Source organism: Rathayibacter sp. Leaf299, assembly GCF_001423055.1.
Lineage (GTDB): Bacteria > Actinomycetota > Actinomycetes > Actinomycetales > Microbacteriaceae > Rathayibacter > Rathayibacter caricis.
This window is the reverse complement of the sequence record NZ_LMNT01000001.1, coordinates 1,013,631-1,025,934: the sequence shown is the minus strand read 5'-3', so window position 1 is coordinate 1,025,934 and position 12,304 is coordinate 1,013,631. Positions and strand designations below refer to the sequence as shown.

Sequence of the window (12,304 nt, the reverse complement as noted above, 5' to 3'; positions counted from 1 at the left end):
GTCTTCGAAGTCTGAGGTGTCGGGGAGGGCCGGAGCCTACTGGGCGACCTGGGTGAAGGCGTACGCCTTGGGCTGCTGCGCCGCGTGGGGGTGCTCGGTGCCCGTGTAGACCTTCAGCTTGCGCAGCTGCGCACGACCGAGGGAGTTCTTGGGGAGCATTCCGCGGATGGCCTTCTCGACGGCGCGGATCGGGTTCTTCTCGAGGAGCTCGGCGTACGTGGTGGCCGAGAGGCCGCCCGGGTAGCCGGAGTGGCGGTACGCCTTCTTCTGGAGGAGCTTCTGACCGGTGAGGGCGACCTTCTCGGCGTTGACGATGATGACGAAGTCGCCCATGTCCATGTGCGGCGCGAAGGTGGCCTTGTGCTTGCCGCGCAGGAGCGCCGCGGCGTGGGTGGCGAGACGGCCGAGCACGACGTCGGACGCGTCGATGACGATCCAGTCGTGCTGGACGTCAGCCGGCTTCGGAGAAAAAGTGCGAGTCACGTGAGTGCTGCTTTCTGGTCGGAGTGAGGTGTTCGTGAATCCCGCTCCGTGGCCGTTCGCCCCGCGAGGGGGCGAACCGATCCGGTGGAGGGCTCAACTTCGGGCGCTCGGCACACGGCCGAAAACACCAAGGGTCGACATTACAGCAAGGACGCCGTCAGCGGTAGCGCGGAGGTCGCAGCCACTCATCGCAGCCACGCGTCGGAGTCACTCCTCGGCGTCGAGCGCCGCGATCACGTCCTCCGCCAGTGACTCGAGCGCCGCCTGATCCCCCACCGAGGATCGGAGCGACAGCAGCCGGTCCCCGGACAGCACCGTGAGCGTCGACGCCGGATCGAGCGCGGCGTCCGCCGGCCGGAAGAACGCGGCCTCTCCGAGATCGCTGGCGAGCGCACCGGGCGTCGCGGCCTGCCGCGTCGACACCTCGGCGAGCGTCGCCCCCGTCGCGGTCTGCAGCAGCAGGGCCGAGGGGTTCCCCGCCATGGTCCAGGCGCAGCCGACGGGCTGCTCTCCGGGTGTCGCGAATCCGCTCGGCAGCTCGAGCACGGACTCGATCGTCTCGACGGGCAGGACCGCCTCGCAGTCGAGGGTCTCGATCGTCGGGGACGGCACGACGGGTTCGTCGGTCTGCTGCGGCGCGACGGGCGCGACGGAGGCGCCAGGCTCCTGCGTCGCGATCGTCGGCTGCGACGACTCCGGGATGTCGACCGCACCTCCGGAGCAGCCCGCGAGAGCGAGCACCAGTGCGGCAGCGGGCAGCGCGAGACGCGGGGAGCGGATCATGACGGGTCCTCCGGCACGGGCTCGACGACCGGCAGGGTCCGGCGCATGCGCGTCAGGACGGCGCGCTCGGCGAGCGAGGAGTCCTCAGGATAGTCGACCTCGCGCAGGACGAGCCCCCGCGCCGGCATCACGGCGAAGGCGTTCGTGCGGGCGACGGCGTCGCGCAGCGGCTCGACGTCGCGCTCGGCGAGGCGTCCGTTCCCCACCGCGACGCACGCGCCCACGAGCGCGCGCACCATGCTGTGGCAGAACGCGTCGGCCCTCAGGTGCGCGTGCAGCACCCCGTCGCGATCGCGCTCCCAGTCGAAGTCGAGCAGCGTGCGGATCGTCGTGGCGCCGACCCGCGCTCGGCAGAACGACGCGTAGTCGTGCAGCCCCAGGAGGGACTGCGCCGCACGGTTCATCGCGGCCTCGTCCACCGACTCCGTGATCCAGGTCGTGTACGCGCGCTCGAGCGGGTGGCGGAGGGAGGAGGCGTCGGCCAGGCGGTACTCGTAGCGCCGCCAGCGCGCCGAGAAGCGCGCGTCGAAGCCGTCGGGCGCTCGCGAGACGCGGTGCACGCTGAGGTCGGAGTACTGACCCAGGATCCCCCGGAGCCGCCGTTCCAGCACCGCCTCCTGCGGCAGGACGCCCTCCCCCGCGCGCCGCCCGCCGCTCAAGCGGGTCCACTGCTCCTCGGTGAGGTCCGCGTGCGCGACCTGGGCGCTCGCGTGCACCCCGACGTCCGTCCGACCCGCGACGGTGACGGTGGTGCGCTCGGGAGTCCGGAGCACCTTCGACAGCGCGTCCTCGAGCACCCCCTGCACCGTGCGGAGTCCGGGCTGGAGGGCCCAGCCCGAGAAGTGGGAGCCGTCGTAGGCCAGGTCGAGGCGGACGCGGTGAAGCACCCGACGAGTCTAGGTGCCGTGCCCCGATGGGGTCGGACGACCCTCAGACCACCAGGCGGACGTCCACCGAGGCGAACACGGTCTGGGCCCACTGCACCGAGACGGCGGAGTCGCCGACGTAGGAGACGATGCGCAGCTCGTACCCGCCGGCGAGGACAGCGAGCTCGGACGGCTCGGTCCCGCCCTCCGGCGCAGTGCGTTGGTACGCCGCCTCCCCCAGAGGTACGGACACGGCTCCGACCGCCTCCCCCGCTCCGCGGAACGTCTCGAGGAGCCGGGCCGGCGTGAGCGTGACGACGACCGCCTCGGGGTTGCCCGCGATGGCGTAGGAGCAGCTCGAGCCGTCGTCCGCGAGGGCCGCTGCGCCGCTCGGCAGGCCGAGGTCCTGCTCGATCCTCGACCCGGGCAGCACGACCGCGCAGTCCAGAGCAGGGCCGGCGGACGACGGCGTCGAGTCCCGGGTGGCGATCGGAGTCGGAGTGAGCGTCGCTCCCGCTCCCGCCGTCGCGGGGACGTCGACGACCGGCTGCGAGGAGCATCCGGCGAGTCCGAGGACGCAGGCCAGGGCGACCGGTGGCCAGAGGCGCGAGCGCACGGATCTCCTTCCGGACCTCCACCGGAGCGGCGGCGGCCGCGCCCTGTGGCGCGGTAGCGCCGAACCGGCGCGATCACGCCATCGTATGCGACGTTCCGCGCCACCAGCGGAGACGACGAGAGCCCCCCGTCCCGGAGGACGGAGGGCTCTCGCGGATCGCGCGGGACTACTTGGTCTCGCTGGTCTCCTCGACCGGGGCGTCCTCGACGGGAGCGTCCTGGGCGGGCGCGGCCTCCTCGGCCGGAGCGTCCTGGACGTCGGTCTCCTCGACGGGCGCGTCCTCGACGGGAGCCGCCACGGGCGCCGTCGCGGTGCGGGACTTCTTCGCCTTCGGGGTCACGGGCTCGAGGACGAGCTCGATGACCGCCATGGGGGCGTTGTCGCCCTTGCGCGGGCCGATCTTCGTGATGCGGGTGTAGCCGCCCTCGCGCTCGGCGACGAGCGGAGCGATCTCGGTGAAGAGCTCGTGGACGACGGACTTGTCGCCGATCGTCGCGAGGACGCGACGACGGGCGTGCAGGTCGCCGCGCTTGGCGAACGTCACGAGACGCTCGGCGAGCGGACGCAGGCGCTTGGCCTTGGTCTCCGTCGTCTTGATGCTCTTGTGCGTGAACAGGGCCGCGGCCAGGTTCGCGAGGAGCAGACGCTCGTGTGCGGGACCGCCTCCGAGGCGGGGGCCCTTGGTGGGCTTGGGCATGGGTTTACTCCAGTACTAAAGGGGTGTCAGCAGGTCGGTCGCGAAGAGCCGCAGGCTCCGGAAGCGGAGACCTAGATGCTCTCGTCGTCGTAGCTGTAGAAGTGGGCGCCGTCGAACCCGGGGACCGAGTCCTTGAGCGACAGGCCGAGCTCCGTCAGCTTCTCCTTGACCTCATCCACCGACTTCTGACCGAAGTTGCGGATGTTCATGAGCTGCGTCTCCGAGAGGGCGACGAGCTCATTGACGTTGTTGATGCCCTCGCGCTTCAGGCAGTTGTAGCTGCGCACCGAGAGGTCGAGGTCCTCGATGGGCATCGACAGCTCGGTCGAGAGGACGGCGTCGACCGGCGCGGGGCCGATCTCGATGCCCTCGGCCGCGTTGTTCAGCTCGCGGGCGAGTCCGAACAGCTCGGTAAGCGTGCGACCGGCGGAGGCGATCGCGTCGCGCGGCGTGATGGCCGGCTTGCTCTCGACGTCCACGACCAGGCGGTCGAAGTCGGTGCGCTCGCCGGCACGGGTGGCCTCGACGCGGTAGGTGACCTTGAGCACGGGCGAGTAGATCGAGTCGACCGGGATCTGGCCGGCCTCGGAGAACTCGCTGCGGTTCTGGGTCGCCGAGACGTAGCCGCGGCCGCGCTCGATCGTGAGCTCCAGCTCGAACTTCGCCTTGTCGTTCAGTGTGGCGATGACGAGCTCCGGGTTGTGGATCTCGACACCGGCCGGAGCCGAGATGTCGGCGGCGGTGACCTGGCCGGCGCCCTGCTTGCGCAGGTAGGCGGTGATCGGCTCGTCGTGCTCCGAGGAGACGACCAGGCCCTTGATGTTCAGGATGATCTCGGTGACGTCCTCGCGGACGCCCGGGACCGTCGTGAACTCGTGCAGGACTCCGTCGATCCGGATGCTGGTGACAGCGGCGCCCGGGATGGAGGACAGCAGGGTGCGACGCAGCGAGTTGCCGAGCGTGTAGCCGAAGCCGGGCTCGAGGGGCTCGATGACGAAGCGGGAACGGAACTCCGAGATGTTCTCCTCGGTGAGCGTCGGACGCTGTGCGATAAGCACTGTTGATTCCTTTCGATCACGTGTCCGCTATATGACACGTGCGTTTGCGAGGTATGAAGTTGTGAAAGAAATGCGCGATCCGCCGGTCGACCGGCCCCCGCCGCGGAGGACGGGGCCGGCCGACCGGCGGCTGCGAGTGCTGGTGCTAGACGCGACGGCGCTTGGGCGGGCGGCACCCGTTGTGCGCCTGGGGCGTGACGTCGTTGATCGAGCCGACCTCGAGGCCTGCGGCCTGGAGGGAGCGGATCGCCGTCTCGCGACCCGAGCCCGGGCCCTTCACGAAGACGTCGACCTTCTTCATGCCGTGCTCCTGAGCCTGGCGCGCGGCCGACTCGGCGGCGAGCTGAGCGGCGAACGGCGTCGACTTGCGCGAGCCCTTGAAGCCGACTCCACCGGACGAGGCCCAGCTGATGACGGCCCCGGAGGGGTCGGTGATCGAGACGATCGTGTTGTTGAACGTCGACTTGATGTGGGCCTGGCCCACGGCGATGTTCTTCTTCTCCTTGCGGCGCGGCTTACGAGCGGCCGACTTGGGGGTAGCCAATGTGTATCTCCTCTAGGTCCGTGTCGCCCGCGTTACTTGCGGCCGGCCTTCTTCTTGCCGGCGACGGTGCGCTTCGGGCCCTTACGGGTGCGCGCGTTCGTCTTGGTGCGCTGTCCACGGACCGGGAGGCCGCGACGGTGGCGGAGGCCCTCGTACGAGCCGATCTCGACCTTGCGGCGGATGTCGGCGGCGACCTCGCGGCGGAGGTCTCCCTCCACCTTGTAGTTGCCCTCGATGTGGTCGCGGAGGGCGACGAGCTGGTCGTCGCTGAGGTCCTTGACGCGGATGTTGCCGTCGATCCCGGTGTCGCTGAGGGTCGCGAGCGCCCGAGTGCGGCCGACACCGTAGATGTAGGTCAGTGCGACCTCCACGCGCTTCTCGCGCGGGATGTCTACTCCTGCCAGACGTGCCATTGTGGCTTCTCCTGTTGAGTGAGTGGAGGTGTGATGCAACGTCGGTGCCCCGGCCTCCACCGGGGGTGTCCTCGCCGTTCATCCGCCGCCGGAGCGGGGATGCAGCGCGATTGGTGACGTTGCGGTTCTGTGGTTCTGTCGTGGGGCGGCGGACCGCCCCGGCGCTCCCTGCGGGGAGCAGCGGTCGGGACTAGCCCTGGCGCTGCTTGTGGCGGGGGTTGCTGCTGCAGATGACCATCACGTTGCCGTGGCGGCGGATGATCTTGCAGTGGTCGCAGATGCGCTTGACGCTGGGGTTGACCTTCATGGTTCTGTTCCTTGATTTCGCTGGCGTCGTGCTCCCGGCGGATGCCGGGGCCGTTCCTTACAGGACACGCACGTCGCGAACGGAGCGGGGCGAACGCCTACTTGTAGCGGTAGACGATCCGGCCGCGGGTCAGGTCGTAAGGGCTCAGCTCCACGATCACGCGGTCCTCGGGGAGGATCCGGATGTAGTGCTGACGCATCTTGCCCGAGATGTGGGCGAGAACTTTGTGTCCGTTGGTCAGCTCCACGCGGAACATCGCGTTGGGGAGCGCCTCGACAACCGCACCTTCGATTTCGATGACACCGTCTTTTTTGGCCATAGCCTCACTGTCGTTCGGAAGTAGTGTGTGTACTGGTCGTGCGAATGTTTCCGCGACGAACCTCCCCCGGGCGAGTGCCCGGGATGCGGTGTGCGGGCGTGCCGGAGCACGCGCAAAACACCAAGGGTCGATGCTACGCGATTCCGGCCTCCTCCGCCACCTCGGGCGTGTCGCGGCCTCCCTCCTCCGGACGCCCACCGGTACGCGCCTCAGCCGGACTCCGCCGGCCCGCCGCCTAGGCTGACTGCAGTCGAGCGGAGGGAGCGCGGATGGCGCGCAATCGGGAGTCGTCGGAGCACGAGCGGCGACGCTGGTACTCGCATCCCCTGGTGACGGTGCTGGGCGCGATCGTCGTCATCGCGCTGGTCCAGACCTTCTTCGTGAAGGTGTACACCGTGCCGACCGGCTCGATGGAGCGCACCCTGCAGGGCGGGGGCTTCTGGGGCGACCGGATCCTGGTGGACCGTACGGCGGCGCTGCAGGGCGATCCGACGACCGGCCGCATCGTCGTCTTCTCGCGCGACGAGGAGTGGGGTGCCACCGACACCGTCGGGAGCCCGCTCCCCGAGGCGGTGAAGTACTTCGGCGACGTGACCAGCATCGGCCCGTCGCACGAGGAGTTCCTCGTGAAGCGCGTGATCGCCACCGGTGGGCAGACCGTGTCCTGCTGCGACGCCGAGGGGCGCGTGCTGGTCGACGGGGAGCCGCTCGACGAGGACTACGTGTTCGAGGACTTCCCGTTCGGGGACGGCGCGACCTGCACGACCGAGGTCCGGTCGACGCGGTGCTTCGACGAGTACACGGTGCCCGAGGGGACGCTCTTCGTCCTGGGCGACCACCGGTCGAACTCGAACGACTCCCTAGGGCTGTGCCGCGGCGCACTCGGGCCGATCGACTCGTGCGTGAAGACGGTGCCCGTCGAGCGGGTCGTCGGGCGCGTGTTCGCGGTCGCGTGGCCGCTCACCCGCTGGCGCCTCTTCTGACCCTCGGGCCCGAACGGACGAGATCCCCCGCCGTGGCAGGGGATCTCGTCGCGGGTGCGGGACTCGCGGAGTCCCGGCGGAAGCACGCTAGGCGCGCACGACCTCGACCAGCTGCGGGAACAGCGGGTGCTCGGGAGCGAGCCCGGTCACGTCGGCGACGAACTCCTCCGGCGACAGTGACGCGAGCTTCTCGCGCAGCTCGACGCTCTGCGGATCCTCCGGCACGTCGAAGCGCAGTGCGGCTCCGACGGCGGTGAGCAGTCCCGACGGGACGAGCCCGCGCTCGGCGAGCTCGGCGGCCGGGCCGATGAAGCGCTCGTGCCTCGAGAGCTTGCGCAGCGGCTGGCGGCCGACCCGGTCGACGGTGTCGGTCAGGTACGGGTTGCCGAAGCGCTTGAGCGTCTTCTCGAGGTAGGCCTGCTGCTCCTCGTCGCTGAAGCCGTGCTTCGCGACGATGAGCGCCTTCGTGTCCTCCAGCGCCGCCTTCACCGCGTCGTGCACCGCCGGGATCGCGAGAGCGTCCGAGAGCTTGTGCGCTCCGGCGGCGAAGCCGACGTAGGCCGCCGTCGCGTGCCCGGTGTTGACCGTGAAGAGCTTGCGCTCGATGAAGGGCTCGAGGTCGTCGACGTAGGTCGCTCCCGGGAGCTCCGGCTCGCCGCCCTCGAAGGGCGTGCGGTCGATGACCCACTCGAAGAAGCTCTCGACCGTGACGTCCAGGCCCTGCCCCGGCTCCTGGTTCGGCACGATGCGGTCGACGGCCGTGTCGGCGAAGACCGCGCGGGACCGCAGCGTCTCCCACTCGTCCGCGCCGAGGTTCGCGGCGACCTCGGTCTGCAGCAGGCGGGTCGCGTTGATCGCGTTCTCGCAGGCCATCACGCTCAGCCGCGGCGCCGACTCCGCTCGGGCGGCCAGGCCCTTGGCGATCACCGGAGCGACGAAGCGCAGGATGTTCGGGCCGACCGCCGTGGTGACGACATCGGCCGTCGCGATCTCGCGCACGAGCGCCTCCTCGTCGGAGGCCGAGTTGATCGCGCGGAAGCGGTCGACCACGTGCGTGACCGACTCCTCCCCCACCTCGTGCACCTCGTAGCTGTCGGCGGCGGCGAGCTGGTCGATCAGGGCGGCGTTGACGTCGGCGAAGACGATCTCGTAGCCGGCCCCGTGCAGGATCAGCCCGACGAAGCCGCGGCCGATGTTGCCGGCGCCGAAGTGGACGGCCTTGGGCATCAGGAGTTGACCTCCCCGAGGAGCCCGTAGAGCGCCTGCGCGTCGGGGGCGTCGAGGAGCTTCTGCACCTCGTCCTCCTCCGAGAAGATGATGGCGATCTTGGAGAGGATCTCGAGGTGCTCGTTGTTCACGCCGGCGATGCCGACGACGAAGCGGACCTCGTTGCCGTCCCAGTCGATCGGCTGTCCGTAGCGGACGAACGACAGCGCGGAGGAGCGGATCTCGTCCTTCGCATCGTTGGTGCCGTGCGGGATCGCGAGCAGGTTGCCCATGTAGGTGGAGACGGTCGCCTCGCGGGCGAGCATGGCCTCGTGGTAGGCGGGCGTCACCGCGCCGACTCCCACGAGCATGTCGGCGGCCTCCTTGATGGCGGCCTCCTTCGTGGTGGCGGTGCCGGAGGCGTTGATCTGTCCGATGGTGAGCACTTCGCTCATGGCTTCAGTCCTTCCGATGGTGGGAACAGGCGAGGGAGCCCGCGGGGGCGAGCGGAGCGTGTCCGCCTCGTCGCACCCTACGGGCTCCCTCGTCGTGCTTACTGGATGGCCGCTCGGGCTACTGGCCGTGCTGCTCGCGGACCAGGGAAACGACCTCGTCGTACTTCGGGCTGTTCATGAAGTTGTCGACGGAGACGTGGATCGCGCCGGGCGTGCGCTGGCGGGCGCGCTCGGTCAGCTCGGCCTGGGTGATGACCAGGTCGACGTCGTCCTCGAGGGCCGCGATCGCCTTGTTGGTGACCGTGACGTCCTCGAAGCCCGCCTTCTTCATCTTGTTGCGCAGGACGGAGGCGCCCATGGCGGACGATCCCATCCCGGCATCGCAGGCGAACACGATGTTGCGGACCTGGGTGGCGGTGGCCGTGGCTCCCGCGACCGAGGCACCGCTGGAGTCCTGCGGGGTGTTGGCTCCGCCGGCGTTGATGAGCGAGCCGACGGCGCTGTCCTTGCCCTTGTTGGCCTGGTTCGCGGCGACGGCGGCGGCGAGCTTGTCGTCGCCCTCCTGCGCTGCGGCGAGGTCGCTCTTGCGGCCGGCCCGGATGATCACCGAGGCGACGGCGAACGAGACGGCGGCCGCGAGGATGACCGACAGGATCACGCCGATGAAGCTGTCGTTCGCGGTCTGCAGGAGCACCGCGATGATCGAGCCGGGCGACGCCGGGGCGCGAAGGCCCGAGTTGAAGGCGACGTTCGTGGCGACACCGGTCGCGCCGCCGAGGATGACGGCGGCGAGGAGGGCCGGCTTCATCAGCACGTACGGGAAGTAGATCTCGTGGATGCCGCCGATGAAGTGGATGACCGCGGCGCCGGGAGCGGAGGCGCGGGCGGCGCCGACTCCGAAGATCGCGAAGGCGAGGAGCACGCCCAGGCCGGGGCCGGGGTTCGCCTCGAGGAGGAAGAGGAAGGACTTGCCGGTCTCCTCCGCCTGCTGCACGCCGAGCGGGGTGAGCACGCCGTGGTTGATCGCGTTGTTGAGGAACAGGATCTTGGCGGGCTCGATGAAGAGGCTCGTCAGCGGGAGCAGGCCCGCGCCGACCAGCCACTCGACTCCGGCGCCGAGAATCGCCGAGAGGCCCTCGACGAGCGGAGCGACACCGGCGAACGCGACGAGCGCCAGCAGGAGGCCGAGGATCCCGGCCGAGAAGTTGTTGACGAGCATCTCGAAGCCGGGCTTGATCTTGCCGTCCCAGATCGCGTCGACCTTCTTCATGAGCCAGGCCGAGAGCGGGCCCATGATCATGGCGCCGATGAACATCGGGATGCCGGCGCCGACGATGACGCCCATGGTCGCGATGGTGCCGACGACTCCGCCTCGGGCGCCGTAGACCATGCGGCCACCGGTGTTCGCGATGAGCAGCGGGAGGAGGTACGTGATCATCGGGCCGACGAGGCCGGTGTTCACGACGTCGGGGTCGCTGCTCCAGCCGCCGAACTGCTGGACCCAGGTGGCGTCGACACCGAGCAGCGGGAGCCATCCGGTCTCGATGAAGAGGGCCGTGATGAAGCCCCAGGCGATGAAGGCCGCGATGTTCGGCATGACCATCCCCGAGAGGAAGGTGCCGAAACGCTGGACGTGGACGCGCGCTCCACCGCGCGTCGACGTCGCTGACGTCGTTGTCATGTGGTGTTCTCCGATTCTTGGTGCGGGGTCCCGGTCGTTCCTGAGGCGGCCGGGTCCCTGCGGGCGGGTCGTGATGAGGGGGTGGTGAGAGGGGGAGGTGGTGCGTGGCGGGCGGCCCGGAGGCCGGGGATCAGGAGGCGGCGATCGCCTCGGTGACGGCGGACCGCGCCGCGGCGGCGCTGTCCGTCGCGAGGGCGAGTTCGGCGAACCGCTTCGCGTCCTCGAGGGTGTGCTCGGCCAGCTCGGCCCGCACGTCGGCGAGGGCCGACGGCGACATCGAGAGGGTCGTCGCGCCGAGGCCCACGAGGACCACGGCGAGCAGGGGGTCGGCGGCGGCCTCGCCGCAGATGCCGACGGGCTTGCCCAGTGCGGCTCCCGCGCGCCCGACCTCGCCGACGAGGCGGAGGACGGCCGGGTGCCACGGATCCTGGTAGGCCGAGACGGTGCCCAGCATCCGGTCGGCGGCCAGCGTGTACTGGGTGAGGTCGTTCGTCCCGATGGAGGCGAAGTCCGCGACTCCGAGGATCCGATCGGCGAGCAGGGCGGAGGAGGGGACCTCCACCATCACGCCCGCGGTGCGGATGCCGAGCTCCCGCGCCATCGAGGTGAAATAGCGCGTCTCGTCGACGGTCGCGACCATCGGCGCCATGACCCAGAGGTCGGCGTCCGTCGCGGCGTCGGCCTGCGCGAGGGCGGTGAGCTGGTCGCGGAGGATCTGCTCGCTGGCACGGAGCGCGCGCAGTCCGCGGAGTCCCAGGGCGGGGTTCTCCTCGTGGTCGTCGTTGAGGAAGCTCAGCGGCTTGTCGGCACCGGCGTCCAGCGCGCGGACGACGACCTTCTTGCCGGGGAACGCGGCGAGCAGACGGGTGTACTGCTCGGCCTGGTCGGCGACGGTCGGCGCCTCCTTCGCATCGAGGAAGAGGAACTCGGTGCGGAACAGGCCCACGCCCTCCGCGCCGAGCTCGACGGCTCCCTGCGCGCCGTCGGCCGAGCCGAGGTTGGCGAGCAGCGGCACGGCGTGGCCGTCGGCCAGCGCGCCGGGGACGACGGGAGCGGCGAGACGCTCGGCGCGCTCCGTGATCGCGCCCTTCGCCTCGGTGATCTCGGCGTCCGAGGGGTTCACCGTGACGACGCCGGTCGTCGCGTCGAGGATCACGAGCTGTCCGTCGCGGAGATCGAGTGCGCCGGTGGTGCCCACGATGGCGGTGATCGACTTCTCGCGGGCGAGGATCGCGGTGTGCGACGTGGGGCCTCCGTCGCTCGTGACGAGTCCGAGGACCTTGTCGAGATCCAGCAGAGCGGTGTCGGCCGGCGCGAGGTCGCGAGCGACGAGCACGAAGGGCTCGTCCGACTCGGGCACGCCGGGGGCGGCCACTCCGCGCAGGTGCGCCACGACGCGCTGCGAGACGTCGTCGAGGTCGGTCGCGCGCTCGGCCATGTAGCCGCCCATCGCGACGAGCAGATCACGGAAGCCCGCGAACGCCTCGTGCACTGCGCGCTCCGCGGTCTTGCCGTTCCCGATGCGCGCCTTCACGTCGTCGGCGAGCGACGGGTCCTCCGCCATCAGCGCCTGCGCGTCCAGCACGTCCTTGGCCGACCCGCCGGCGCGCTCACCGCGGTGGCGGATGGTCGCAGCGGTCGCGGACAGCGACGACACGGCGCGCTCCTCCTCCTGGACCGGCGTGCGAGTGCTCGCGACGTCCTCCGGCTCGGGCAGCGGCTCGGGCATGCGCAGGACCGGCCCGAGGGCGAGTCCGCGGCCGACTCCGGTGCCCTGGAGCTTCGCGGAGGCGTAGGCGGTGTGGGGAGTGGACAGCGTCATGAGTGCTCGGTTCCTGTCGTGCTCTCGTCGGTGAGAGAGCGGGGGTGATCGAGTGGGGGGTGCGGGTGGGG

Annotated in this window: 15 protein-coding genes; 1 reads left to right on the top strand and 14 read right to left on the bottom strand. The window is 70.3% G+C overall.

The features are described from left to right. Nucleotides 1–36 precede the first annotated feature (36 nt). The 10 genes from rplM to infA all read right to left on the bottom strand — a co-directional run bounded on the left by rplM (nt 37) and on the right by infA (nt 6,086). Nucleotides 37–483: a 50S ribosomal protein L13 gene (rplM, locus tag ASF48_RS04755; RefSeq protein WP_055787189.1), complete on the bottom strand. Its 447-nt coding sequence runs from the start codon at nt 481–483 to the stop codon at nt 37–39. Between the two features lie 207 nt (nt 484–690). Then, complete coding sequence (locus tag ASF48_RS04750) at nt 691–1,266, bottom strand: hypothetical protein (RefSeq protein WP_055787186.1); 576 nt, start codon at nt 1,264–1,266, stop codon at nt 691–693. Next, nucleotides 1,263–2,153: a tRNA pseudouridine synthase A gene (locus ASF48_RS04745; protein WP_055787183.1), complete on the bottom strand. Its 891-nt coding sequence runs from the start codon at nt 2,151–2,153 to the stop codon at nt 1,263–1,265. Before ASF48_RS04745 ends, ASF48_RS04750 begins: the two co-directional genes overlap by 4 nt. Before the next feature lie 43 nt (nt 2,154–2,196). Further along, on the bottom strand, nt 2,197–2,748 hold the full coding sequence (locus ASF48_RS04740) for a hypothetical protein (protein ID WP_055787180.1): 552 nt from the start codon (nt 2,746–2,748) through the stop codon (nt 2,197–2,199). 166 nt (nt 2,749–2,914) lie between these two features. After that, the gene (gene rplQ, locus ASF48_RS04735; protein ID WP_055787176.1) at nt 2,915–3,445 is read right to left on the bottom strand and encodes a 50S ribosomal protein L17; all 531 of its coding nucleotides are present in this window, start codon (nt 3,443–3,445) and stop codon (nt 2,915–2,917) included. 71 nt (nt 3,446–3,516) lie between these two features. After that, nucleotides 3,517–4,503: a DNA-directed RNA polymerase subunit alpha gene (locus tag ASF48_RS04730; RefSeq protein WP_055787173.1), complete on the bottom strand. Its 987-nt coding sequence runs from the start codon at nt 4,501–4,503 to the stop codon at nt 3,517–3,519. A gap of 145 nt (nt 4,504–4,648) precedes the next feature. Beyond that, nucleotides 4,649–5,047, bottom strand: coding sequence for a 30S ribosomal protein S11 (gene rpsK, locus ASF48_RS04725; RefSeq protein WP_055787170.1), 399 nt, complete (start codon nt 5,045–5,047; stop codon nt 4,649–4,651). A 32-nt stretch (nt 5,048–5,079) separates the two neighbouring features. Continuing rightward, complete coding sequence (rpsM, locus tag ASF48_RS04720) at nt 5,080–5,460, bottom strand: 30S ribosomal protein S13 (protein WP_055787167.1); 381 nt, start codon at nt 5,458–5,460, stop codon at nt 5,080–5,082. Between the two features lie 190 nt (nt 5,461–5,650). Continuing rightward, on the bottom strand, nt 5,651–5,767 hold the full coding sequence (gene rpmJ, locus ASF48_RS04715; RefSeq protein ID WP_055787164.1) for a 50S ribosomal protein L36: 117 nt from the start codon (nt 5,765–5,767) through the stop codon (nt 5,651–5,653). Between the two features lie 97 nt (nt 5,768–5,864). Continuing rightward, nucleotides 5,865–6,086, bottom strand: a complete 222-nt coding sequence (infA, locus tag ASF48_RS04710; RefSeq protein ID WP_022883252.1) for a translation initiation factor IF-1 — start codon at nt 6,084–6,086, stop codon at nt 5,865–5,867. Nucleotides 6,087–6,355: 269 nt separating this feature from the next. Between infA and lepB the strand changes: the two genes are divergently transcribed. Further along, nucleotides 6,356–7,069: a signal peptidase I gene (gene lepB, locus ASF48_RS04705; protein ID WP_055787155.1), complete on the top strand. Its 714-nt coding sequence runs from the start codon at nt 6,356–6,358 to the stop codon at nt 7,067–7,069. Between the two features lie 87 nt (nt 7,070–7,156). Here lepB and ASF48_RS04700 read toward each other — a convergent pair whose 3' ends face one another. From ASF48_RS04700 to ptsP, 4 genes are all read right to left on the bottom strand, one after another. Then, nucleotides 7,157–8,296, bottom strand: coding sequence for a mannitol-1-phosphate 5-dehydrogenase (locus ASF48_RS04700; protein WP_055787151.1), 1,140 nt, complete (start codon nt 8,294–8,296; stop codon nt 7,157–7,159). After that, on the bottom strand, nt 8,296–8,730 hold the full coding sequence (locus ASF48_RS04695) for a PTS sugar transporter subunit IIA (protein ID WP_055787145.1): 435 nt from the start codon (nt 8,728–8,730) through the stop codon (nt 8,296–8,298). The genes ASF48_RS04700 and ASF48_RS04695 overlap by 1 nt, the downstream gene beginning before the upstream one ends. A gap of 118 nt (nt 8,731–8,848) precedes the next feature. After that, nucleotides 8,849–10,411 (bottom strand): PTS mannitol transporter subunit IICB, encoded by a 1,563-nt coding sequence (locus tag ASF48_RS04690; RefSeq protein ID WP_055787142.1) that lies wholly within the window; start codon nt 10,409–10,411, stop codon nt 8,849–8,851. A gap of 130 nt (nt 10,412–10,541) precedes the next feature. Continuing rightward, nucleotides 10,542–12,233: a phosphoenolpyruvate--protein phosphotransferase gene (gene ptsP, locus ASF48_RS04685; protein ID WP_082480982.1), complete on the bottom strand. Its 1,692-nt coding sequence runs from the start codon at nt 12,231–12,233 to the stop codon at nt 10,542–10,544. Nucleotides 12,234–12,304: the final 71 nt, after the last annotated feature.

Coding starts and splice junctions, on each gene's coding strand:
- ASF48_RS04750 (WP_055787186.1), bottom strand. CDS start 1,266: ATGATCCGCTCCCCGCGTCTCGCGCTGCCCGCTGCCGCACTGGTGCTC.
- rplQ (WP_055787176.1), bottom strand. CDS start 3,445: ATGCCCAAGCCCACCAAGGGCCCCCGCCTCGGAGGCGGTCCCGCACAC.
- rpsM (WP_055787167.1), bottom strand. CDS start 5,460: ATGGCACGTCTGGCAGGAGTAGACATCCCGCGCGAGAAGCGCGTGGAG.
- rpmJ (WP_055787164.1), bottom strand. CDS start 5,767: ATGAAGGTCAACCCCAGCGTCAAGCGCATCTGCGACCACTGCAAGATC.
- infA (WP_022883252.1), bottom strand. CDS start 6,086: ATGGCCAAAAAAGACGGTGTCATCGAAATCGAAGGTGCGGTTGTCGAG.
- lepB (WP_055787155.1), top strand. CDS start 6,356: ATGGCGCGCAATCGGGAGTCGTCGGAGCACGAGCGGCGACGCTGGTAC.
- ASF48_RS04700 (WP_055787151.1), bottom strand. CDS start 8,296: ATGCCCAAGGCCGTCCACTTCGGCGCCGGCAACATCGGCCGCGGCTTC.
- ASF48_RS04695 (WP_055787145.1), bottom strand. CDS start 8,730: ATGAGCGAAGTGCTCACCATCGGACAGATCAACGCCTCCGGCACCGCC.
- ASF48_RS04690 (WP_055787142.1), bottom strand. CDS start 10,411: ATGACAACGACGTCAGCGACGTCGACGCGCGGTGGAGCGCGCGTCCAC.
- ptsP (WP_082480982.1), bottom strand. CDS start 12,233: ATGACGCTGTCCACTCCCCACACCGCCTACGCCTCCGCGAAGCTCCAG.